Annotated in this window: 21 protein-coding genes; 8 read left to right on the top strand and 13 right to left on the bottom strand. The window is 42.2% G+C overall.

Translation table 11 applies throughout. The features are described from left to right. Positions 1 to 5: 5 nt before the first annotated feature. The 10 genes from LS71_RS04770 to LS71_RS04725 all read right to left on the bottom strand — a co-directional run bounded on the left by LS71_RS04770 (position 6) and on the right by LS71_RS04725 (position 10,634). Positions 6 to 689, bottom strand: coding sequence for a metallophosphoesterase (locus LS71_RS04770; RefSeq protein WP_034355100.1), 684 nt, complete (start codon positions 687 to 689; stop codon positions 6 to 8). 9 nt (positions 690 to 698) lie between these two features. Further along, the gene (locus tag LS71_RS04765; protein WP_034355096.1) at positions 699 to 2,849 is read right to left on the bottom strand and encodes a M99 family carboxypeptidase catalytic domain-containing protein; all 2,151 of its coding nucleotides are present in this window, start codon (positions 2,847 to 2,849) and stop codon (positions 699 to 701) included. Next, positions 2,849 to 3,733 carry a glycine--tRNA ligase subunit alpha gene (gene glyQ, locus LS71_RS04760; RefSeq protein WP_034355093.1) on the bottom strand — a complete coding sequence of 295 codons (885 nt, stop codon included), beginning with the start codon at positions 3,731 to 3,733 and terminating at the stop codon, positions 2,849 to 2,851. Before glyQ ends, LS71_RS04765 begins: the two co-directional genes overlap by 1 nt. A 143-nt stretch (positions 3,734 to 3,876) precedes the next feature. Beyond that, entirely contained in the window at positions 3,877 to 4,842 is a 966-nt protein-coding gene (locus LS71_RS04755) for a damage-control phosphatase ARMT1 family protein (RefSeq protein ID WP_034355090.1), read from the bottom strand. Next, on the bottom strand, positions 4,839 to 5,324 hold the full coding sequence (locus LS71_RS04750; protein ID WP_034355087.1) for a DUF3972 domain-containing protein: 486 nt from the start codon (positions 5,322 to 5,324) through the stop codon (positions 4,839 to 4,841). The genes LS71_RS04755 and LS71_RS04750 overlap by 4 nt, the downstream gene beginning before the upstream one ends. A 9-nt stretch (positions 5,325 to 5,333) precedes the next feature. Then, on the bottom strand, positions 5,334 to 5,828 hold the full coding sequence (gene purE / locus LS71_RS04745; RefSeq protein ID WP_034355084.1) for a 5-(carboxyamino)imidazole ribonucleotide mutase: 495 nt from the start codon (positions 5,826 to 5,828) through the stop codon (positions 5,334 to 5,336). A 56-nt stretch (positions 5,829 to 5,884) separates the two neighbouring features. Further along, positions 5,885 to 7,405 carry a threonine synthase gene (gene thrC, locus LS71_RS04740; protein WP_034355081.1) on the bottom strand — a complete coding sequence of 507 codons (1,521 nt, stop codon included), beginning with the start codon at positions 7,403 to 7,405 and terminating at the stop codon, positions 5,885 to 5,887. 45 nt (positions 7,406 to 7,450) lie between these two features. Next, a complete protein-coding gene (locus tag LS71_RS04735) occupies positions 7,451 to 8,653 on the bottom strand; it encodes a M20 metallopeptidase family protein (protein WP_034355078.1) in 1,203 nt (400 codons plus the stop codon). Beyond that, on the bottom strand, positions 8,640 to 9,752 hold the full coding sequence (dxr, locus tag LS71_RS04730; protein WP_034355075.1) for a 1-deoxy-D-xylulose-5-phosphate reductoisomerase: 1,113 nt from the start codon (positions 9,750 to 9,752) through the stop codon (positions 8,640 to 8,642). The genes LS71_RS04735 and dxr overlap by 14 nt, the downstream gene beginning before the upstream one ends. A gap of 15 nt (positions 9,753 to 9,767) precedes the next feature. Then, positions 9,768 to 10,634, bottom strand: coding sequence for a phosphatidate cytidylyltransferase (locus tag LS71_RS04725; RefSeq protein ID WP_052058050.1), 867 nt, complete (start codon positions 10,632 to 10,634; stop codon positions 9,768 to 9,770). A gap of 254 nt (positions 10,635 to 10,888) precedes the next feature. Between LS71_RS04725 and LS71_RS04720 the strand changes: the two genes are divergently transcribed. Then, positions 10,889 to 13,027: a heavy metal translocating P-type ATPase gene (locus LS71_RS04720; protein ID WP_052058047.1), complete on the top strand. Its 2,139-nt coding sequence runs from the start codon at positions 10,889 to 10,891 to the stop codon at positions 13,025 to 13,027. 422 nt (positions 13,028 to 13,449) lie between these two features. Here LS71_RS04720 and msrA read toward each other — a convergent pair whose 3' ends face one another. Continuing rightward, positions 13,450 to 13,947, bottom strand: a complete 498-nt coding sequence (gene msrA, locus LS71_RS04715) for a peptide-methionine (S)-S-oxide reductase MsrA (RefSeq protein WP_034356219.1) — start codon at positions 13,945 to 13,947, stop codon at positions 13,450 to 13,452. Between the two features lie 82 nt (positions 13,948 to 14,029). Between msrA and selA the strand changes: the two genes are divergently transcribed. From selA to LS71_RS04680, 7 genes are read left to right on the top strand one after another with little or no spacing between them, the layout of a single operon-like run. Next, positions 14,030 to 15,418, top strand: coding sequence for an L-seryl-tRNA(Sec) selenium transferase (selA, locus tag LS71_RS04710; protein ID WP_081946293.1), 1,389 nt, complete (start codon positions 14,030 to 14,032; stop codon positions 15,416 to 15,418). Next, positions 15,408 to 17,312 carry a selenocysteine-specific translation elongation factor gene (selB, locus tag LS71_RS04705; RefSeq protein WP_052058137.1) on the top strand — a complete coding sequence of 635 codons (1,905 nt, stop codon included), beginning with the start codon at positions 15,408 to 15,410 and terminating at the stop codon, positions 17,310 to 17,312. Before selA ends, selB begins: the two co-directional genes overlap by 11 nt. 11 nt (positions 17,313 to 17,323) lie before the next feature. Beyond that, positions 17,324 to 18,472, top strand: a complete 1,149-nt coding sequence (locus tag LS71_RS04700; protein ID WP_034356224.1) for a cysteine desulfurase — start codon at positions 17,324 to 17,326, stop codon at positions 18,470 to 18,472. 9 nt (positions 18,473 to 18,481) lie between these two features. Further along, positions 18,482 to 19,714 carry a molybdopterin molybdotransferase MoeA gene (locus tag LS71_RS04695; RefSeq protein WP_034356226.1) on the top strand — a complete coding sequence of 411 codons (1,233 nt, stop codon included), beginning with the start codon at positions 18,482 to 18,484 and terminating at the stop codon, positions 19,712 to 19,714. Between the two features lie 30 nt (positions 19,715 to 19,744). Continuing rightward, entirely contained in the window at positions 19,745 to 20,161 is a 417-nt protein-coding gene (locus LS71_RS04690; RefSeq protein WP_034356229.1) for a universal stress protein, read from the top strand. A gap of 33 nt (positions 20,162 to 20,194) precedes the next feature. Next, positions 20,195 to 21,826 carry a conjugal transfer protein TraF gene (gene traF, locus LS71_RS04685; protein ID WP_034356232.1) on the top strand — a complete coding sequence of 544 codons (1,632 nt, stop codon included), beginning with the start codon at positions 20,195 to 20,197 and terminating at the stop codon, positions 21,824 to 21,826. 9 nt (positions 21,827 to 21,835) lie between these two features. Further along, positions 21,836 to 23,422, top strand: a complete 1,587-nt coding sequence (locus LS71_RS04680) for a glycosyltransferase family 2 protein (protein WP_034356235.1) — start codon at positions 21,836 to 21,838, stop codon at positions 23,420 to 23,422. Here LS71_RS04680 and LS71_RS04675 read toward each other — a convergent pair. Beyond that, positions 23,403 to 24,365 (bottom strand): glycosyltransferase, encoded by a 963-nt coding sequence (locus LS71_RS04675; RefSeq protein ID WP_238700331.1) that lies wholly within the window; start codon positions 24,363 to 24,365, stop codon positions 23,403 to 23,405. The genes LS71_RS04680 and LS71_RS04675 overlap by 20 nt on opposite strands. 59 nt (positions 24,366 to 24,424) lie before the next feature. After that, complete coding sequence (locus tag LS71_RS04670) at positions 24,425 to 24,625, bottom strand: hypothetical protein (RefSeq protein ID WP_034356237.1); 201 nt, start codon at positions 24,623 to 24,625, stop codon at positions 24,425 to 24,427. Between the last annotated feature and the right edge of the window lie 8 nt (positions 24,626 to 24,633).

Below are 24,633 nucleotides of genomic sequence, written 5' to 3'. Positions count from 1 at the left end.
TCAACCTAAATAAGCACTCTTTTGCGCCATAGTGCGAGAATTTCACTTAAGCGCCTAGGCGTAAATCCTAAATGCTCGCAGCACACATTAACACAAAACGAATAATTAGTCTGACGCGAATGGATATGCCCATGTATATTAAGCGAGCAATCCGCTAGAGCAAAAAGCTTATCGAGCGTATCGCGGCTTTTTTCAAATCTATCATGCGCCTTGCGATGAAACACTGGAAAATGCGAGAACATTATCCGCTCCCCGCCAATGTCCTGCACAATGGCATTAAGGTAAATATCCTCCTTGATTATGGTCTTGCCAAATTGCATATAGAGCTTTTTTAAAATACTCTCCGCATGCGGGATATTTAGTTTTAAGCCTTTCTGCACATGCCAATTTTTGAGCTTTTTAAGTTTTACAAAACGCTTTATGTCATTATTGCCAATAATAAGCTCATTTATGCCATGAAGCGCTTTAACATAGCCAAATCCACCCTTATAAAATAAATCCCCCAAATGCAAAAGCCTATCTTTTTTCCCCACAGCCTCATTCCATAAATCCCTATGAAACGCATAAAAGTCGCTATACCCACACGCTCTAGCACTTTGCAGGCGCGATGGCTCACGCTCTAGCACGGCTTTATGCCCAAAGTGACTATCAGAAATTAAAAATGTCTCTTCAGTGATTACAAAGTCCATAGCGCGCCCTCACAGGATTTTGAGCAATCTTTTTGCCACATAGCCATTAATTATCTTTTTGCCCGACTTGCCCTCAAACACATAATACACCCGCACCCACTCCTTAGATTCTATAGAATCTAGCGCAAAAATCTGCATTTCTCTGCCCAAAGGAGCTTTAGCCACGATAGCAGATTGTATCGATGGTGCTAAACGCACAAATGCCGCTGGCACGATGACTTTTGCATATTGTGGCTTTAATGTATCTTTTGGAGGTGTTTGTGTGGGCGCAATGGGCGTAGATTCTGTAATGATAGAATCTAGCGCTTTTAGATTCTGTGCGGAAGTTTGCGCGTTTGTGGATTGGGAGATTTTAGGCGTTGTGGTGGCTGTGGGCGGCGTTACAATGGAGGGCGTTATAGAATCTGTAAGCGCGCGTGAGATAATATAGCCTTGCGCCATGTGCGCATAAGTAACCTTGCTCCACATACCCTCTCTTGCTAGTAGCTTTACTTGCGCACCTTGTGGTAATTTCGCCACAATCGCACTTGAAGTGCTAGGATTTGCGCGCACATTCACGCCCATTTGAGATTTCACCATATACATGGCATCGGCTAAATTGCCCAAATTTGCAGCATTTTTGGCGCTAAGGGCGCTAGATTCTATATCTTTATCTATTTTTTTAGAATCTACACTTTGTGGGACTTTTTTCAAATCCTCTGCAGTTGCTACCTGTGCGGGCGATGAAGCAGGAGGCAAAGGCGATGATGTGGAGGGCTTATTTTGCGCTAAAGAGGCATTCATTGCTGGCTTATACACCACCGCTTGATAAATAGGCGTAGGCTCTAGCACTGGCGGGGCAAAGGAAATAGTTATCATACCGCTAAAAGTATCATTATGATAAATTTCGGCGCGATATATTTGAGCTTTGGTATCAAGGCTGTATTTAGGGATAAAATCTTTTTTATAAATTTTAATGCCGCTTTCATTAGGCAGGGGCGAGCTGTCATTAGGCTTAACATAGCCAATCACATTTATGCGATACTCGCTTAAAGGCTCAAACTCTATGCTTTGCTTTGCATAAATGATTGAGCCTATGGGGATAGATTCTATATTATCATCAATTTTTACTTGGAGCGTTTTTAGCGAATTATCAAACTCACTCCATTGGGGCGTAAATGTGCTTAGCGTGCGATAGCCATATTTTAGCTCAACTTGCCCTTTTTTATTACTCACTAAGCCTAGCAAATGGCTCTGTGAGGTAATTTTAATATCGGCTAAATTCACCCCGCGCGGCAGTGGAAAATAGCTGATATGAGCGCGCAGAGAATCTAAAGGCAGCGCGATATGCTCTTCAATGCGCGCTTGCAAATAAGTCGTAGCAAGCAGCCTTTTTATAGAATCTACACTTAGTGTAAAATCCCGCTCAAAGGCAATGCCTAGCTGCCCAAGCAGAGATTCTATAGCAAGCAAATGATAATACACGCGTGTAGGGACATCAAGCTCCTTGCTAGCTTCATTAGTCAAAGCAGGTTTGCCAAGTGAGAGCGAAAAAAATGTAAGCGCTTTAAGCTGTTCAATGTCATTTTTAGCTTTTGTGTGGGTATTATGCACATGGTAGCGATGTGCGGGATTAGTGATGTGTGCGTTAATATCTGCTACCATTTGGGTTACAAAAGATTCTATATTGCCATATTTTGCCCCACTTAGCTCTGGCTGGTCTATCACGGAGCAATTTCCCCATTTGTGGGGATTAAATAAACTATTTTCATAAGTAGGACGCCAATACCCGCTACCATCGTGCAAATGCATGGAAATATCCACATCTTTATCCGCAAGCAGGGCTTTAATCTTTTGGATACTTTGATAATCTGGGTCATCAGGCGCAAGGGCGGCAAATTTGCGATTCATATCCCCATACATACCGCGCATATTGGCAAACATACCATGCGGATTTACCACAGGCACGACCCACACGCTACCTCGCACGATTTTATAGTGGCGCACAAATAAATCTGTAGAATAATACGCCCCTGGCTCATCACCATGAATGCCGCCCATTAAAAGCAAAGTAGGCGCGCGCTTATCACCTGCATTAAGTTTATAAAGCTCAAAATCACGCACCAAATTGCCCCCAAAACACAGGCTAGCAATCATAGTGCATAACAAGATAAAGCGCATTACAAGCCCTTTGCCCGCTCTATTCTAGTATGTCTCTCATCTTCCATATCTTTATAAAGTATCGCGCAAGATTTGGCAAGCTCGCGGATTTGTAAGATATAATTTTGCCTTTGCGCTACAGAAATGGCTTTACGCGCATCAAGGATATTAAAAAAATGGCTTGCAAACATCGCATAATCATACGCCACAAGCGGAATGCGCGCATCTAAGCAACGCTTTGCCTCTTGCGCATATTGATTAAACAACAACACAAGCATTTGTGTATCAGCTATCTCAAAATGATATTTAGAAAATTCATATTCGCCCTCCAAATGCACATCGGCATAGCGCATTTGACTATCATTCCACACAATATCAAAAATATTTTCCACACCTTGAATATACATAGCTAGCCGCTCCACGCCATAGGTAATCTCTACAGGCACAGGCGAGCAGGCTATGCCACCTACTTGCTGAAAATATGTAAATTGCGTTACCTCCATACCATCAAGCCACACTTCCCAGCCTAAACCCCACGCGCCAAGCGTTGGACTCTCCCAATTATCCTCCACAAAGCGCACATCGTGAGATTTTAAATCTAAGCCCAAAGCCTCCAGACTACGCAAATACAGCTCTTGAATATTATTAGGGCTTGGTTTAATAAGCACTTGAAATTGATAATAGCTCCCTAAGCGGTTTGGATTTTCCCCATAGCGCCCATCTGTTGGGCGGCGAGAAGGTGCGACATAAGCAACACTCCAAGGTTTAGAATCTAAGCTTCTTAGCAAAGTAGCGGGGTGGAATGTCCCTGCTCCTGCGGGTATGTCATAAGGCTGCATGATGAGGCAACCTTGTTTTACCCAAAAATCCTGCAATGTTAATAAAATATTTGAAAAACTTAGCATATTACTCCTTGCGCCTATGCTACGCCATTTGAGGCTTCTTTGGCATAAATAAAGGCGTATTGTAATGTATATTTATTAAAAAAGCGGTTATGCGCACTTTAAATTACGCCCAAAAGCCCTGCCCTGTAATGCACGCGCAGCGCCTATACATTGTGCTTAAACATCATCATACCCTTTTGCACTCCGCAAAAGTGCGCCACAACATCGCATTTAACCTTAAAAAGCAAAAACAGCCTTTTATCTTTGCTAGATTCTAAACATTCAAAATTCCCCATACCTTTAGCTAGTATCACGCTTGCACTATCGTAAATAGCGCGTGTTTTAGCATTAGCATCATCATACACAAAGCCCGGACTTCTCACGCCAGAATCTAGCAAAGTGCAGAATTTTTGCATATCTTGCGCTAAAGGGTGTGCCATATCAGCAAGCGTTAAATCATTAATAATCGCCCGCCCGCGCAGTGCGTAGTAGATTCTAAGATTGGGATAAATAATTTTAAGCGTGTGGATTAACACTTTATCAAATATATTCTCTCCCGCATTATCGGCTAAATATAATAAGCTCTGTGCAGAATCTAGCGCTTTTGCAAAGGCTTGTATGTCAAAAATACCAAATTGCATAGATTCAAAGCCAAAGTCTGCATGCTCAAAGCTAAAGGCACTTTGTGAGCCATAATCAATCACATTGCCCAAAATCGCCATACGCACAGCCCAATCTAGTCGCTGTGTGATAGAATCTAGGCTATATTGCGCTTGAGATTCTGTGCTAGATTCTATATATTTAAGTTCTGGCGGGCTATATCGCGCGAGCAAATTATTAATAATTGCATTTGCACGCACCATGCTTTCTTGCTTAATGTGTAAAAATGGGTCTTCCACGCCCAAAGCAGCGGCTAAATACGCATAAATGCTAATGGCAATTTGTGGCGGATAAAGCGGCTGTGTGATGGGAGAATTGGGATTTTGCGCTGTGTCTTTGGCGTCTTTAAAGTGTGAAAGCTTTTTATTTATAGCTTGTGCAATATCTTTAGCATGGCTTGTATGCAGCATTTTGCAGACATTTTCTGCCTGATTTTGCAAGCATACTAAACACGCCTGCCTTGCTCTCATTTTGGCTCTGTCATATTAGAGACTTTACCCCACATAAGGCGATATTTACGCTTCATAAATTCAATTTCCTCTCTTGAGCGCTCTAATTCCATGCGCAGGGTCTCCATAGTCTTTTTATCATCATCATACACTTCTTGCATAGAAATAAGTGCGTCTTTTAAGAATGTATTTTCATTTTTAAACGCACTAATAGTCTCATCTTTTGCCGCGATGACTTTATCATGCAAGCCTAAAATCGTTGAAATGGTCTTTTCCACAAATACAGGGTCTAGCTCCTTACCGCTCATATCCGCAGAGACAAGCCCAGATTCTACTTTTTTCACTAACGCAGAAGTGCCAGAGCTTGCGTCAATAAAGATTTTATTATCCTCTTGCTTGCTCTTTATGCTGCCCTCATTCACAAGCTCCATAATCTTAGTTTCATCTAAGCCTGAAAGTTTAATAAACTCCTCTAGTCCTAGCCAAGTGGTTGTATTATCCATAATGTCCCCCTAGATTCTCACTTCGATTTCTGCTGAATCTAATTCTACCTTTTTTGCCTTCATCACGCGGTCTTCGATAAGTTTGCCCGCTAATTCATCATTTTTTAGGCTTAAAATCTGCATAGCCAAATATGCCGCATTAATCGCACCTGCCTTGCCAATGCTCACTGTCGCCACAGGCATGGAGCTTGGCATTTGCACTGTGGATAAAAGCGCATCAAGCCCATCAAGCGCGCCACCGCACAAAGGCACGCCAATCACTGGCTTGCAAGTTTGCGCAGCAATTGCGCCTGCTAAATGCGCCGCCATACCCGCCGCACCAATAAAAACCTGCGCACCACGAGATTGTGCGTCTTGAATGTATGATTTTGTGCGCTCTGGTGAGCGATGAGCGGAGCTAATAATCACTTCATAAGCCACATCAAATTTTTTAAGCACAGCTATGCACTCGCTCATAATGCTATAATCGCTCTTACTCCCCATAATAATGCTCACAAAATCCATTCACACTCCTTTTGCATAGGCTTTAGGGGCAGATTCTATCATATTTTTTTAATCTTTTACCTTTTAGATTCTGTAAGCCACTCTATTATGCGCGGCTCTACCTGCGCTATGGGCAGGACTTCTTTTTGCACTTCAGGCTTAGAAAAAAGTCCATAAATACGCTTTGGCAGTTCAATATGTGCCATATTACAAATGGCTTCAATGGCTGCTTTATCGACTTCTTTACTCTCCATAGCACGCATATTGGGCAATATATGCGCTTTTATGAGCGCTTCTTGCACACTTGGGGCAAATTTACTCCACTCTGCTGTGGCTAAAAATATGCTTTTATCTATACTACCCTTTGCTTGCAGCGTCTTTGCCACATAGTAGCCAATCGCACTATGAGAATCTAGCACAAAGCCCGCTCTAAAAGCCTCCACAATACTTTGCAAACACTGCTCATCACTGCAATCTAGCGCGCAAAAATCCTCTTGCAATAACGCTAGCTCCGCGCTTGTCAAAGTATATTTGCCCTCTTTAGCAAACGCGCTTAATAATTCATATGTGCGTTTATCGCCAAAGAGCGCATACAGCACGCGCTCCACATTTGAACTTTTTAAAATATCCATAGCGGGCGATTTAGATTTAATAAGCTGGCGCGAGGTAATGTCATACATACCTGTATTAATAAACTCGCTTAAGACATTATTCACATTTGCAGCCACCACAAGGCGCGCTAGTGGCAAACCCATTTTTTTAGCAAAAAACGCGCCTAAAATATTGCCAAAATTCCCACTTGGCACGACAATAGAGAGCTTCTCACCACATTGAATATGTTGCGATTTAACCAAACTCACATACGCCCAAATGTGATAGACAATTTGAAACACAATGCGCCCGATATTGACAGAATTTGCCGCTGAAAGCGCCATACCTTGTGCGTCTAGATTCTGTAAAAATGACTTACTGGCAAGTAAATGTTTAAGTGTGCTTTGTGCGTCATCAAAATTCCCCTCTATACCAAACACTTTGCAATTATGCGCGCTTTGTGTGGTCATCTGCAGCCGCTGCACATCGCTTGTGCCGCCATGTGGATAGAGGCACACCACCTTAATGTAATCCTTATTTGCCAAGCTCTCCAAAGTCGCTGGACCTGTATCGCCACTGGTGGCAGCAAGCACTAAGTAAGGTTTTTTGCGCTCTTTTGCAAAATGCGATAAAAGCACGCCAAAGGGCTGCAAAGCCATATCTTTAAACGCGCGCGTAGGACCTGAAAATAAATTAAGCATAAAGAGATTTTCACTAAAAGGCAGGAATGGTGCGGGATTAAGCGGATTATCAAAATGCTCATAAGTGCGCAAAGCCGCTTCTAAAACAGGTGCGCTAAGATTAAGATTTAAGCGCGTAAAAATATCCTCACAAAGCTTGGCATAGCTTAATTTGGTAAAAGATTCTATATCTTTAAGCGTAAAAGTAGGCAAACTCTTAAAGGTATAAAGCCCGCCTCGCGCGGCACTGGGATTAAGCATAGCCTCAATAAAGCTAGTGCTACTTTGCTCATCTCTTGTTGAAACTAAAGGGGACACATTACTCATTTTATTCACTCCTTTTACACAAAGTGCGGATTGTAGCATATTAGTCTATAACTTATTATCCAACACATCACCAAAGATAAGGTTTATCCATATTTGCGCGCCAACAATCACAGCCCTATCCTCCACATAGTAGGGATTAGCGTGCAGATAATTGCAAATCCCTTTTTGCACATTCCCACTCCCTAGAAAATACATCGCGCCCTTATGCTCTGGCGCGGCATTTATCATATAGCTAAAGTCCTCGCTAGCGCTCATAGGCTCGCAAGATTCTATAAGCATAGTATGATTTTTAAGGCATTTTTTAGCAGCATCAATGATTTTTTGTGCGCATAGGGGGTGATTTATCATAGCTGGATAGCCATCATAATGCAATTGCACATTAAAGCCACGCGCACGGCTTTGAGCCTGTATATCTTTTAGGGCATTTTTTAATATCTCATCAGTATGCTTATCCATTGCGCGAATAGTGCCTTGTAATGTAGCAGATTCTGCCACGCCATTAGGGATAGAGCCACCATGAAACATACCGCAAGAAAATACCGCATGAGAAAAGGGATTAATCTGCTTTGCTACAACATAATCCATATCAGCTAAGATTCTCCCACCTTCACGCACCGCGTCTAAGCCTTTGTGCGGCGTAGAGCCATGCGCGGCTTTACCCTCAATATCTAATCGCCAAATCGTGCCAAAAGAACTCATAACCCCCTTATTAATATGCACGCTACCATATTCTAGCGAGCCATCATTATGCAGCGCATACACCTCATCTACACCCTGCATACAGCCAAGCTCCACCATTTTATCCGCACCCGGAATGCTTGACTTCTCCTCTGCCATTTGGAAAATAAAGCGCACATTGCAAGGGAGTTTATCCCTATGCTCTGCTATAAAATGCGCGCTTAAAAGCGCAATAGCCATATGCAAATCATGCCCACAATTGTGCGCTAGCCCTTTATGCGTGGAGCAATGCTCATCTGTGGTTAAATCCTCCATTTCAAGCGCGTCCATATCTGCACGAATAGCTACTCTGGGCGCATTTATAGAATCTGCCTCCATATCTGCTACAAATCCTGTGCAGCCTGCAAATGGAGTGATAATAAAGCCACATTTTTCTAATATATCTTTGCAAAATGCTGCTGTTTTAAACTCCTGCCCTGAAGATTCTGGAATCTTGTGCAAAGCGTGCCTAAAGCCTATGCCCAAAGTTTGCAAAGCTAGCAATGATGGGTGAATATTAAAGCCTTGCATTTGCTCTCCTTTCTATCCACTGCTTTGATAGCGCACGCACCTGCGCATCGCAATCTTGTATAGATTCTATATCATTTAAATGTGCAAGCTTAATATGCGCAAAATGCTCTATCATATCTAGCACAAGCGCGCTTATGTCCATAAAGGGTATTTTATGAGCTAAAAACGCCTCTACTGCTACTTCATTGCTTGCATTTAGCACTATGCCTTTTTGAGGGCATGCAAGTAGCTCATTTTTGAGAATCCACAGCGGATAACGCTCCGACGAAATAGGCTTTAAGCACACGCTAAGCGCGCTTATATCAAATGGCTTAATGTAAGATTGCATACTTGCTTTGCTTGCATCTAGGGCATACGCGATAGGCAGCTTCATATCAGGCGTGCTTATATGCGCAGTAATGCTCCCATCAAAAAACTCAATAAGCGCGTGCATTTGCGAGCTAGATTCTATAAATGCGTCAATATCCTTGCTGTCAAACAGCCAGCGTGCCTCTAGGATTTCAAAAAGCTTATTTACCATAGTGGCAGAATCTATAGTGATTTTCTGTCCCATTTGCCAGTTGGGGTGCTTGAGCGCATCTTGTGGTGTGGCTTTAGCCATAAGTTTTAGAGGCATATCGCGGAATGCCCCGCCGCTTGCGGTAATATAGAGCTTTTTAAAAGGGCGCGATTTAAGATACCATAAGCCAAAATGCTCGCTATCAATGGGTATAATATCAGCTTGAGAGAGCAGCCAGCCGGCATTAACTAGCGATTCTTTATTAGCCAAAGCTAGCCTTTTAGCGCACTTTAAAGCCTTAAAACTAGGAGCTAGCCCCATAAATCCAACAAGCGCATTTACAACAAGATGCGAGTGCGAAGATTCTATCATATCTAGTATGCCACGCTCGCCATAAAAAAGCCTATAATCGCCGCTTATAAGCTTATGACTATCTTCTTTATGCGCGATACAGACATTTTTAGGCTTAAAAACCTTAATTTGTTCATTGAGCAAAGCGATATTTTTGCCCGCGCATACAGATTCTATATCTATGCCAAATTGTTGGGCGATTGCAAGCGCGTTTGTGCCAATACTCCCTGTGCTACCCAATAAAATCATTGTAAATACAAACTTTTACAGAGCCAAAATCAAATCTTTATAGCCGGGCAAGAAAAATAATAAAAAGTGCATAACCACCGCGCCAAAGAGTATCGCATCTAGCCTATCTAGCACGCCGCCATGCCCGGGAAGCAAATTGCCGCTATCTTTAAGCCCTACTTCTCGCTTTAAATAACTCTCAAATAAATCGCCAAAAATAGAAGCAACTGCCACCACACAAGTAATGCCAAGCGAATATAAAAAATTCCCACAAGTGCCAATCCCCACCAAAGAGCCAAAGATAACGCCACACACTACGCCACAAATGGCACCTTCAAGCGTTTTTTTAGGTGAAGTGGGGCAAAAGGGCGTTTTCCCAAAAGCCTTTCCACCAAAATACGCGCCTGTATCGACAAAGGCTACAATGACAATAAGCCACACTAAAACCCACACACCAGCACCCCCAGCGTCCTTATACAGCGCATAAATACATAAAAATGGTATAAGCGGATAGATGAAGGGCAAAAGCGTTTTGGGCGTGATTTTCTTACTATATGCCAAATATGCCCCATAGCACACAAGGACAAAAAGCGCAGATTCTATAGCTCGCTCATTAAAATATGCCAGCACCCACGCTAGTGCCGTAGCGATATAGTAGTGCCACGCTGATGGCAAGCCATAGAGTTTTAGCGCCTCCTGCACGCCAATAAGGCATAAAATACTAAGAATAATGCAAGTAAAAAGCGGTGAATCAATGGCAAGCACCAACACCAGCACGCCAATAAGCACAAAGGCTGTAATGAAACGCGCCTTATCAGCTACAAACTTAGATTTTAGAATATCCCCTAATGAAGGCTCTTGCGGTGTTTTTGGTTGTGGTGTTTGCGGCTCTTGTGTATTCATAACTTACAATCCTTGCTTAAAGTCTAAATCGTGCCTTGAAAATGCGCATTGTAGCATTAAAGTTTTTTAGATTCAATGATTTGTAGAATCTAACCTCAAAAAACAAGTTGATAAGCTGCAAGTGTGGATTTTATAGAATCTAGCGCTACTATATTTACAAATTGTATTTATGGATAAATACATATACCCCCTATATGTATATTTACTCATATTTGCCATAATGATTATATCTTTTAAATTTTCAAGGAACTGCTATGAAACAAGCACAATCATATATGTTTAACATAAGTGGCGTTGATTGCCCAAACTGCGCCGCGCGTATAGAGGAGGCGCTCAATGCCCTATCTAGCACAAGTAGGGCTAATCTTGATTTTAATACCAACACGCTTTATATCGACACTTGCGATATTGCAGCAGCTAAGCAAACTATTTTAAATATCGAACCACAAGCGAGCCTTGAAAATGCGCAAGATGAGAAACAAGATAGCACAAATAGCCCACACATTTATGCAGAATTAGCCTATATCGGCGCGCTGCTAGCACTCTTTGGCGTTTCTATGGCGCTAAAATATATGCCCATATTTGCGCATATTCCAGCTATAGTGCATATGGCTTTGCTTATGTGTATTTATGGAGTTGCGGGCAAGCCTATTTTTGTCGCCACTTGGAGAAATCTTAAAAATAAAATATTTTTTGATGAAAACTCACTTATGCTATTTGCTACGCTTGCGGCGTTGTGCATAGGGGAGATAAGTGAGGCAGTAGCAGTTATGCTCTTTTTCCGTGTGGGTGAGTTTTTAGAATCTCTAGCCATACAAAAGTCTAAAAACTCCATTCAAAGCCTATTACAAGTTATGCCAAATATCGCTCATAAAAAGCATAATGACACTCTCATTGATTTACACCCACAAGCACTGCATATAGGCGATGTGATTGTGGTAAAAGTAGGTGAAAAAATCCCAACAGATGGCGTAGTGCTAAAAGGCAAAAGCTACCTTGATACACGCTCAATCAATGGTGAAAGCGTCCCTGTAGGCGTAAATGTGGGCGAATCCGTAATAGCTGGCGCGATTAATACCACAGCACTGCTTGAAGTGCGTGTAGAGAAACCTTTTGCAGATTCTCACATTGCTAAAATTGCTAAACTCACGCAAGAAGCTAGCGCAAACAAAGCCACAACGCAAAAGCTCATCACGCGTTTTGCGCGCATTTACACGCCTATTATCTTTGCGCTCTCACTTGCCATTGCCATTGTGCCGCCGCTTTTTAATGGACAATGGCATGAGTGGATTTATCGCGGACTAGTGGTGATGATGATAAGCTGCCCTTGTGCGCTTGTAATCGCTGTGCCTTTGGGGTATTTTGCCTCCATTGGGCGTGCAAGTGCGCAAGGCATTTTATTTAAAGGCTCAATCTACCTTGAAAGCCTAGCATTAGTAAAAAACATCATTTTTGATAAAACAGGCACGCTCACAGAGGGGACATTTGAGATTCTATCCTTGCAGCCTAGCGATAATTTCACAGAGCAAAGCCTACTTGAGCTAGCCGCGTGTGCAGAGCAGAACTCAAATCACCCCATTGCCACTTGCATCAAAAAACGCTTTCAACCTGCCTGCAAGATAGAATCTTACAAAGAAATAAGCGGGCAAGGCATAGTTTTACAATGCGATAAAGGGCAGATTCTATGCGGTAATGCCGCGCTTATGCAATCTTTTCATATTACTTTTGCGCCTATTCAAAGCACGCATACTATCGTGTATATCGCACATAATGGCATTTATGCGGGCTATATCATCATCGGCGATAAACTAAAAAATCATATTAAAGAAGATTTGCGCGCACTTAAAAACTGCGGGATAAAGCATTTTGCTATCTTAAGTGGGGATAATGAAAATAATGTAAAAGCACTCGCTAAAGAACTCAATATAGAATCTGCCTATGGCAATCTCCTCCCCGCGCAAAAGGAGCAAGAGCTAGCTAAACTTATGCAGCAGTGGCAGGGTAAGAGTGCATTTGTAGGCGATGGGATTAATGATGCAGTGGTGCTTAGGCGCAGTGATGTGGGCATTAGCATAAACACAGGCGAGCATGGCAATGATATTAGCAAAGAAAGCGCGGATATTATTTTGCAGCATACTTCGCTTAGCTCACTGGTCAAAGCCTTGCGCATTGCTAAACACACGCGCGCTATCACTTGGCAAAATATTAGCTTTGCACTTTTAAGCAAAATAGCGCTCATTATTTTAGGCATAATGGGCATAGCAGATATGTGGCTAGCAGTTTTTGGCGATGTGGGTGTGGCACTTTTAGCGCTATGTAATGCTATGCGCCCTACGCTAAAGCTGACTTTAAATGCTATTTCAAATTCTGCTTTAGATTCTTCGCGCGCCTAGATTGTATCATTTCCGCGCTGTTGCTTTTTGTAAAAAGCCGCGCGCATCTTGCAAATATAAGCAAAGCTCACATTTGCGCCCTCAAAGTATAAAGTTATAGCTGCTTAAAGCATCTATCAACTTAGTTTTTAAGGTTAGATTCTATCATGTCCGCACTTGTTGCGCTTACGCGCTGTGCGGTCTTACAATTTCACGGCAGAGCCGCTCATTGCGCCTAAAGTATAAAGTTATAGCTGCTTAAAGCATCTATCAACTTAGTTTTTAAGGTTAGATTCTATCATGTCCGCACTTGTTGCGCTTACGCGCTGTGCGGTCTTACAATTTCACGGCAGAGCCGCTCATTGCGCCTAAAGTATAAAGTTATAGCTGCTTAAAGCATCTATCAACTTAGTTTTTAAGGTTAGATTCTATAAGCCCAGCTCTTAATGGCGCGTTTTAAAATTATGCAGGGCAGATTCTATATCGATATGACAATACCCGCGCGGATTTTTGGCTAAATATTGTTGGTGATAAGTTTCTGCGGGGTAGAAGTTTATTAAGGGCAGCACCTCTGTAACGACCTTAAGTCCGTGAGCCTGCTCCCACTTGCACAGAACTTTCTCTATTATCTCGCGCTCTTTATCGTGCAAGAAATATATGCCACTGCGGTATTGCGTGCCAATGTCATTGCCCTGATAGTTAAGCGCGCAAGGGTCGATGATAGATAAAAATCGCTCAATAATTTCCTCCAAAGTGATATGGCTATATACTAGCTCCACCGCTTCAGCCGCGCCGCTTAAACCGCTGCACACCACTTCATAGCTAGGATTTATAATATGACTATTAGCATAGCCCACTTGTGATTGTATAATGCCCTCTACTCTATCAAAATACGCTTGCACTCCCCAAAAGCAACCGCCTGCAAGATAAATTTTTGCCATTTTTAGCCCTTGTATTATTTTTATTATTTTGCATACGCTATAAGTGCATTTTACTTTTGCTGTTTATACAAAGGAGAAACAGGTGCAAGAGCTATTTAAATCCCTCCCGCAAGTGCATACGCTGCTTAATCACAAAGATTTAAAATCTATTGATAAATCTATCCTTTTGCCCCTTATCCACACTCATCTAGATTCTATACGCCAGCGCCTGCGCCATGATGAGCTAACACCAAAAGCCCTAGCTTCTACTTTACAAAATCTTATCCCCACGCTTAAAATACAAGCCCAAAAAGCCGCACAGCCCACATTAAATCGCGTTATTAACGCTACAGGTGTGGTGATACAAACAAACTTAGGGCGCAGTGTGTTTTCTCAAGCAATCCTTGATGAAATTATGCCATTTTTGCGCTCCTATCATACATTAGAGTATGATTTGCACACAGGCAGGCGCGCGGAGCGCTATATGCATAGCACGCAGATTCTATGTGAGCTATTTGGCTGCGAAGATGCGCTTTTAGTAAATAACAACGCCGCTGCTGTGCTGCTTATCCTTAATACCTTTGCGGCGCAAAAGGAGGTGATTATCTCGCGCGGAGAGCTAGTAGAAATTGGCGGCAGCTTTAGAATCCCAGAAGTGATGAAAAGTGCTTCAAGTATTTTGCATGAGGTAGGCACGACTAATAAAACGCATCTCGCAGATTACAAAGCAGCGATAAATGAGCAAAGCGCGATGATTATGAAAGCTCATCAAAGCAACTTTAGGCAAGTGGGCTTTGTGGAGTCTTGTGATATAAAAGCACTTATCCATTTGGCGCGCGAGCATAATTTAATTGATTATTTTGATTTAGGAAGTGGGCATTTAGGTGTGCTAGAGCTAAAAGATGAGCCAAGTGTGAAAGCCATTTGCACACATAAGCCAAGTTTGCTAAGCTTTAGCGGTGATAAACTCTTAGGCGGTCCTCAAGTGGGCATCATTTTAGGAAAATCCCACCTTATTGCTAAACTCAAATCTAATCAACTCCTGCGCGCGCTAAGAGTGGATAAATTTAGTATCCTTGCCTTGCAAGCCACGCTTAAAGCCTATAAAGATAAAGCGTATGAGAAAATCCCAACCCTCCACCTCCTCTCCCTTACACCTCAAAGTTTAGAATCTAGAGCCATTGCGTTTAAAGAAAGTCTGCTTAAAGCCACATTTGGCTCGCTTTTAGATATAGAAGTGCTGCCTTTAGAATCTCTAGCTGGCGGGGGCAGCGTGCCACATCTTAGCTTTGCTTCATTTGGCGTGAGTTTAAAGGCTAAGGCTATGCCAATAGCAGATTTTGAATGCGCCGTGCGGCATTTGGGGCTTATTGCGTGCGTGAAAGGAGATTATTTACTGCTTGATATGCGCACTTTATTATCAGGCGATGAAGAGAGGATTATACAGATTCTAGAATCGGTATTAGCTCAAAGGGCAAATGATGAGCGATAATGCTATGAATAATGATATTATCGTAGGGCTAGCGGGGCATATAGACCATGGGAAAACCACACTTATTAAAGCGCTTAATGGCTTTGATGGCGATAGCTTAGAAGAAGAAAAACAAAGAGGCATTACGCTAGATTTAAGCTTTTCTCACCTTGCTTTGCCCTCAAGAAATGTAGCTTTTATTGATGTGCCAGGACATAATAAGCTTGTTAAAAATATGATTGCGGGCGCATTTGGTATTGATATTTTGCTGCTTGTGGTGGCGGCAAATGAAGGCATTATGCCCCAAAGCATCGAGCATCTTAAAATCGCTGATATGCTAGGGATAAAATCTTGCATTTGCGTGATTACTAAAATCGATAAGCTTGAAAATAGCGCAAAGCAGCTGCCTATTATAGAATCTAACTTGCGCGCGCTTTTTGAGACTTGTAATATCGCGCTCACTCACACTATCGCCCTAAGCCTCCACCCCCAAGCGCACAATGCTAAAGCACTTATGCAGCTAAAAGATGTGCTAGATTCTATACCAAAGCCACCTAGAAGTGATTTTGGAAGTGATTTTGGCTTATTTTTATACTACATCGATAGGAGTTTTGCCATTAAAGGTGCGGGCTGCGTGGTTACAGGCAGTGTGATTAGCGGAGAATGCAAAATAGATGATAAGCTCTTTATCTATAATCTTAACAAAGAAGTGAGCGTGCGCGGCATTCAAATCCACGATAAGCCCGCACAGAGAGCCGCCACATCGCACAGAGTAGCGCTAAATCTTAGCCAAATTAGTCATAACGCACTGCAGCGTGGATTTCTTATATCACAAAAGGGCTATTTGCGCGGATTTGATAGCATTGATGTGGGCATATTTGGGGAGGTTAAGCATAATGCCACCTATCAGTTTTATCTTGGCAGCGCAAAGCTTAATGCCAAAGTGCGCCTTTTAAGCGATGAAGCGCTGCACACGCATGCTTTTGGCACAAAGCCCTTAAAACTAGCCACGCTTAAGTGCGATGAGATAGTCTTTGGCATATTCTCACAGCGTTTTATTTTGCGCAATGATGAGGGAGATATACTAGGAGGCATTATCCTAAATCCCATCATCGACCCTATTAAAAAGCACACGCGTCTTTTGCTCCTTGAAGCGCTAGCAAATAAGGACTTTCTAACAAGCTTTGAAATACTAAGTGCGGTGCATAAAAAGGGCTTTGGGCTTGTAAGCTCAACGCAGCGATTTACCCTAAGCCACACTCAAAGCCTGCAAATTGCCTCTAGCCTTAAAAATACCTTTGTAGATGAGCATTCTCTTACGCTCTATCCTTTGGCGCAAATTGAAGTCTTAAAACTCCATATCCTAGATATTTTTTCGCGTAATAAATACGCTTTGCTTTCAGCCCAAAGCCTCACGCTTAAAATTCGATGGGCGAGCATTGCGCTATGCCAAAGGGCGCTAGATGAGCTTTTAAATGAAGGGCAGATTGAGCATAAAAATGGGCTATATCTCTCCAAATGGGCGCAAATTAAAGACATTCATACCTATGTGCAAGAAAATATCTTGCAAATGCTCACTACACAGCATTACGCGCCTATGGCGCCTTATAATATTTATGATTTACTTGATATTGATAGACACATAGGCGATAATGCGCTAAAAGCCCTCTCGCAAGCCCAAAAAGTAGTGCGCATAGCGCATAATCTGTTTATCGCTACACCTGCGCTTAATGCTATCGTGCAGCTTATGCGCGAGCTTATACAAAAGCATAGCTATGTAGATGTGAATTTGCTGCGCGAACATACGCATTTAAGCCGCAAATATCTTATTGGCTATTTAGAATATTTAGATAGGTTTGATGATATAGCCTGCCATGAAAATAAGCGATTTTTTAAATACGCGCCACGCGCATAAAAGGAGCAAATATGATTCATCTTGATTATCTCGCAAATGTCCCCCTTAATGCAGATGCTAATGCCCTGCTCTATGAGACTTATCAAAATCCAAACACACTTAATAGCGCCTTTAATGAAATGTTTATGCAAGATTCTAAAGCATTAGCGCAGCTTTTTTATAAAACGCACACGCAGAGCTTTGATTATAGTAGTGGGGATTTCCTCGCACTCTTTAGCGTGCTGTATGCGCATAATTATCATATTTGCCTAGCCCCAAGCCTTCACCAGCAGAGTTTTTACGCAGGTGAGCTATTTAGCACGCTTTTCCCTAAAGGCATTTCAAGCCTATCTATCACCAAAGAGGGCATTATAGAATCTGTAGATTCTATCATTGCAGCAAATGCGCCAAAATCCGCAGACACGCCCAAAAATCTTGCAAAAACCATGGACAATCCCACAAAGCTAGCCTTTTTTCTGCCTATTATTAATCAAGATATCCTCTCCATTAATCCCATTAAAGAGCTTGTGGCTCATATTTTAAACGCCTATCCACACGCGCTTATTTTTATTGATATATCACTTTTCTTAAGCGCATTTGATGATGTAACGCTGCTTAAAGATTTCTCCCATGCGCAAGTGCTTTTTCTCTGCAATGCTGAATACATCGGCTTAATGCGCCCAAGTGGCTTTATCGTGAGTGATTTTAATGCACTCCTAGAGACGCACAAGCAGGCTTTGCAAGCTTTTTTTGACACGCGCCTTTTGCGCCCACGCCTATTTAAGGCTGCGCACAAAGCCTTGCAGGATAGATTTGCCACCCAAAACCAGCCAGATTCTAAAGCGGAGTTTTTTGATGCGCTCAAAAAAAGGCTAAAAGATAATATCTCGCTATTTGTCCCCCTTGAGATTACCGCGCCAAATGCCCTAGCACTGCGTTTTAAGGGTATCAAAGCAAGGCTTTTAGTGCAGGCTTTAAGTGTAGAGGGATATGCTACGATTAATGGGCAAGATTGTCTTTTTGGCAACGCTAAGCCCTCATTTGTGCTGCGTGCTATGGGCTATGATGACGCTAGCACGCGCGAGCTTATTAGCCTTAGCTACACGCATTTAGATTCTATAGAATCTACCGCACACACGCTAAGTAATGCTTATGAGCAATTAAGGCAATTTCACATCTAAAGGAGTTTTATGCTAAGTTTCAAAGAAGCTCTAAAGCTTGGTACTTCCCTGCCTCGCACTAATCAAACACACACACTGCCACTTTTTGAGGGCCTTAATGCTATTTTGGCTCATGATGTGCATGCCACGCGCGCGCTGCCGCCTTTTGATAATTCCGCAATGGACGGCTATGCCATAATGCTAGCAGATTATCACTCCCTTTGCGCGTGTGAAGGCACTATCCTAGCGGGTGAAAGCGCTGCGTCTTTAAGCCTTAAAAAAGGGCATACTTATAAAGTGATGACTGGCTCACAACTTCCGCAAAATACGCAAGCAGTAGTGCAGCATGAATGGGTGGAGGCTTTAGGGGACAACAAAGTGCGCATTCCCGCGCTAGATTCTAAACACACCATTGCTCAAGGGCAAAATATTCGCTTTAAAGGCGAAGAAATCGCTGCAGATTCTCTACTTTTACGCAAAGGCAAAAGGCTTAATCACCTTGATTTAAGCATTCTAGCTTCACAAGGCATAAGTCAAATAACAAGCTTTATCCCGCTAAAAATAGCGATATTCTCAAGCGGCGATGAAGTCATTGAGCCCTCCATGCAGGCAAAGCCACATCAAATTTATAACACAAATGCCACAAGCCTCTACACGCTTTTGCACTCCTATGGCTATAACTGCGAGTATAAGGGCATTCTAGCAGATGATAAACAAGCGCTAAATGCTAGCATAAGCACTTTTGGCAAATATGATGTAGTCATTACTAGCGGTGGGGCGAGTGTGGGCGATGCGGATTTGATTAAAGATGTGCTAAAAGCGCAAGGAGCGCAATTTATCTTTGATGGCGTAAATACAAAGCCTGGGCGGCACTTAGCGCTTGCTACGCTTAATAAAACGCTCATTATACTTTTGCCGGGTAATCCTTTGGCACTGCTTTTGCACCTGCACACGCTTATTTTGCCTATTTTAGAATCTATGCAAGGCGCGTATGCATACTATCCTAAAAGCCTTACCTTTAAGCTTGATAAACCCCTTAAACTCAAGCCAAACACCACTTGTGCTATTCTTGGCACTATCCATAATGACACATTTAAACTCTTTAATGATGGCAAAATCGGCTCTAGCTCGCTAGTAAATATGTGGCAAAATAACGCCATAGCCCTCTTTGAGAATCTAGATTCTATAAGTGCAGGCAGTGGGATTAAGGTTATTTTATATAATACCGATTTTTGTGATATAATGGATTTTATTAATCTTTAGCATTCTTTTATCTCAAACAAAGGAGCAAACATGACAAAGCTTTTATTTGGAGTGAGCAACACTCAAGAATGCCGCAGAGCGATACAAACCATTATTAAATTTTTTGGGCATAGAAATGAGATTGAGCTTACACTTTTGCATGTAACGCCTGAAGTTATTGTGTATGCAGAAAGTGGGATTGTGGATTACGGCACGATTGAGAATATTGAGCAGCAAAAATCAAATGATATTTTAAACGAATTTGAAGCAGAGTTTGTCAAAGAGGGCATTTCTTGCCAAAAAATTCTAAAGACTGGAAATCCTATTGATGTAGTGCTTGAAATCGTTGAAAATTATGATTTGCTAGTCATTGGCGCAAGCGAATCTTCGCTTTTGCATAGAATCTTTAACTCTCATCAAAATAGCTTTATTAACTCATCTCCTATCCCTGTTCTGGTGGCAAAATAACTATAGAATCTAGTCCAACATAAAGGATATATGATGTTAAAAAATATATATATATTTAGCTTAATATTATGCAACTCTCTTTTCGCATTAGAATTTGGCTCAATGGGCAATACCTCCGCAGCTATGGGCGGTGCTGGCGTAGCGCTCAAGCACTCTGCTTGGGGACTTTACTATAATCCTGCCTTACTTAGCTCCGACCCACGCGTAAAAATGGGCTATTCACTAGGACTTGGCTTTAAGGAGCAAAATCTAGCACGCTTAGCAAAGATTGATATTGATAATATGTCAAGCACAGCAGAGCGGCTTGTGGCGACTTTTACCGATACTAGCGGAGTGAATGCAGGCGCAGTTACAGATATTGTGAAAGATGCGCTAAATTCTGTATTGCAAGCAAATGGGCAAACGCCAAGCGGCAATGTGCAGCAAGACTTAGAATCTTATCTTAATAACAAGCAAGATAAAAACTACACCGACATCATTCAAGCCATGCTAGGCGCTATCCAAAATAGCAACGCACTCACCCCAGAGCAAAAGGATTTGCTTGATAATGCTGGCAATATCGACTATGGTAATCTTGAGTTTTCCGGTAACAATGCGGGCAATGTAGCAGGTCTGCTCCAAAATATTACGATTAAAAAAGGCAGTGACGCGGGGCTTGATAAAGCGGTGAGTGATATTAGCGCCGTGCAGGATATTTTAAAAAGCAATAATATTAATGTGTTAAGCCAAAATGGCGTGATTTTGCAAATCTCAAGCAAAACAATGAATGAAAAGCTAGGCTCTTTGGGCGTAGCGTATTTTGCCTCTGTGTATTCAAGTATGTCTATTAAAGCTGATGCTTCGCGTATGCGGCTTATTCTCAATGGTGGCAATGGATATTATGAGCTAGTGGATAATGGCGATAGCTTTAGCTATAAAGTCTCATCACAAGATGATTATGAAAAATACTCGCTGCTTGCGTCATTAGAGGGGAATAGTGATGCGCATAAGCTTGTGGCGACAGGCTTTGTGCTTTCAGAAATCCCTGTGGGCTACGCACGCACCTTTTATTTTAAGCATGGCAATCTTAATATCGGCGTAGCAGGCAAGCTTATGAATGCCATTAGCACGCAAAGTCAAATTAATATTAACAAAAATACCGATTTTGAAAAGGAGTTAAATAATCTCGCCTCATTTGAAAATACCATTTCATCAAATCAAATCGGCGTAGATGTGGGTATGCTCTATGAGCTTGATTTACCTGATTTTCGCTATCTCACACTAGGTGTTGTGGGCAAAAATCTTAACTCCCCTACTTTTAAATCAACGCTTACAGATATTGTCATAAAACCTCAATATCGTATGGGTATAGGCTATAATTCAAAATTCTTAAATGTCGCATTTGATGCGGATTTAACGCCTAATGATTTGCTTGCCTTTAGTAACACTAAGCAGCAGAGCCAAATGATTGGCGGAGGTGTGGGCTTTGATTTAAAGCTTATTGATATACGCATAGGCGCGATGAAAGACTTAAAGCAAGATACAGGGCTTATCCTCACAGGCGGGCTTAATCTGCTAGGCTTCCTTGACATTGCCCTGCAAGCTAGCACAAAAACTACAGATGTGCAAGGCACGCGCATACCTCAATATGTAAATCTCCGCGTGGGTGGAAGTTTTAGCTTCTAGGCGCGCAACTTGAGCAATATTCCAATAAGTGTAACTCTTTTAGTTAAAAATGCGCAAGATACCCTTGCGCAGTGCTTACAATCACTTCAAGCCTTTGATGAAATTATCCTCCTTGATAACCAAAGTAGCGACGATACGCTAAAAATCGCGCAAGATTTTAATCAAACATTTAAGAATCTGCGCATTTATCAAAGCGAGTTTATAGGCTTTGGCGCGCTTAAAAATCTCGCTATAAGCTACGCTAAGCATGATATTATCTTAAGCATTGATGCAGATGAAATCTTAGAATCTAGCGCGCTAGAGTGGATACAATCGCATCTAGATTCTATGCAGCCTAACCACATCTACGCCCTGCCGCGCAAAAATCTCTATCGCGGAGAGTGGATAAAGGCGTGCGGGTGGTATCCTGATTATGTATGGCGCATTTTTAATAAGCAATTTACGCGCTTTAATGATAATATCGTGCATGAAAGCGTGATAATCCCCCCTAATGCCAAAACTATCAAACTCCCCTATGGTTTAACGCACTACGCGTATGAAAATATCGCGCAGCTCCTTGATAAATTGCAGCGCTACACCACGCTTTACGCCACGCAGCACACTCATAAATCTGCTAGCCCGCTTAAAGCCACTATACGCGGGCTTTGGAGCTTTGTGAGAAATTATTTTTTTAAAAAGGGCTTTTGCTATGGATACAAAGGCTTTGTTATTAGCCTATGCAACGCACTTGGCTCATTTTTTAAATATATGAAACTCTATGAGGCAAATAAACCCTCTCCTAGCGACTGCACGCTTATTGTAACCACCTATAATCAAAAAGAACGTCTAGCGCTCGTGCTAGATTCTATAAAAGCGCTCAATCCCTTGCCTAAAGAAGTATTAATTGCTGATGATGGCAGCGCGCAAGATACGCGTGAATTGATAGAATCTTACATGCCGCATTTCCCCTGCGCGCTTAAGCACATATGGCAGGAGGATAGAGGCTTTCGCCTAAGCGCTATCCGCAATCTTGCTATAAAAGCCGCTCAAGGCAAGTATATTATTATCATCGATGGCGATATGATTTTAGAATCTCACTTCATCAAAGACCATTTGCGCGCAGCTCAAAGAGGAGTATTTATACAAGCCTCACGCGTGATTTTAGATGCTAAGACTACCCAACACATTATGGATTCACACAATTTTCGCAAAGCCTTTGCTAAAAAAGATTTTAAAGCCACGCGCTGCGCACTTTTATCAGCGCTTATATTTAAGACTTCAAAGATAAATGCGCGCTTTTTTGCTAAAAAAGATTTTATTAAAGGCATTCGCGGCTGCAATATGAGCTTTTTTAAGGCTGATTGTGTGGATATTAATGGCTTTAATGAAGCCTTTGTGGGCTGGGGGCGCGAGGATAGCGAGTTTGTCGCACGATTTTTATTCCATGGTGGGCAGCTTAAGCGGCTTAAATTTGCCGCTATTGCCTATCATCTCTATCACAAAGAAAATACGCGCGATATGCTAGCATCTAATCACGCCATTTACCTTGATACCATTAAGCATAAATCACATTTTTGCGCACAAGGGCTAAAGCACACTACTTCACAAGGTGAGTAAGCAGGCTTTCAAACTGCTTAGCACTTTTAGCTATATCAAAATCTTGCGCGCGCACTTTGGCTTTATGCGCTAGCTCCTCGCGCCTTGTGGCATTACAGTATAGCTCCTCCATCTGCTGGGCTAAACTTTGCGCATTTTTAGAAGTAAAGAACGCTCCGCACTCGCCTAATGTCTCATGCGTTAAAACCTCCCTGCTACTAGGAATATCGCTTGAAATAATGGCTTTTTCTAGCACGCAAGATTCTGCTAAAACTAGCCCATAGCCCTCAAAATACGAGCTCAGCAGCATCACATCGCATGCCTTGATATATGGATAGGGATTAGCGCAAAAGCCAAAAAATCGCACATTTTGCACGCCCTGCGCAGCGATTATAGAATCTAGCTCCTTTTTATAGCGCGCGCCCTCACCCACTAGCCAAATCTCATACACTAAGCCCTTATCTTGCAATATTTTATTTGCCTCTAGCAGCGTTATTAAGCCCTTTTGATAAGTGAGCCTGCCCACTTGCAAAAAGCTAAAAGTGTGCTTAGGGATAGATTCTATATTTGCCTTGTATAGAATCTGCTCTTTATTTATGGGATTATAAATCACCTCCACACGCTTAGCATCTAGCTGCGGATAGAGCTCTAGCAGGGAGGTTTTAGCATAGTGAGAGACGCAAATAAGCCTATCGCAGCGCATATACGCCTCTAGCTCTTGTTTATCAGGCTTATTATCGCGCATATCTTTCAAAGCAATATGGATATAGCCAATCTTTGCCCCGCCATTTTTTTGCGAAATATATATCGTGCTAATGCCCTCCAAAAAGCCGATATTCACATCATAGCGCTCTTTAATGAAGTAATTTATAAGGCTAGGATTATTAAGCACGCGACGTTTAAAAAATTTATTTAAAAATCGCACTTTGCCAAAAATATGTGGGAAGCTAAAGACCTTGCGCAAATGCTCGCGGCAAAATGGTAGATAATAATCTTTCTCTTTCTGCTCGATAAGAAATAAATCTATATCGCTTTTAGGGTTAATACCCCCCCCCCCCCCGCTGCTGCTATGGCAGTATTGGCAGTCATCTTAGTGCCTTTGGTATCAGCGCTATTAACGCCCGCTGCAGATTCTGTAGCGTTTGCCCAATAAGTGATAAAATCCACCAGCACGCGTTCCGCACCGCCTCCACCAATGCCTAGATTACAAATTAAAATTTTCATTACACCTC

This window comes from Helicobacter jaachi (assembly GCF_000763135.2).
GTDB classification, from domain to species: domain Bacteria; phylum Campylobacterota; class Campylobacteria; order Campylobacterales; family Helicobacteraceae; genus Helicobacter_C; species Helicobacter_C jaachi.
Note: the sequence above shows the minus strand (reverse complement) of the source record. Positions and strands in the feature narration are given on the sequence as shown.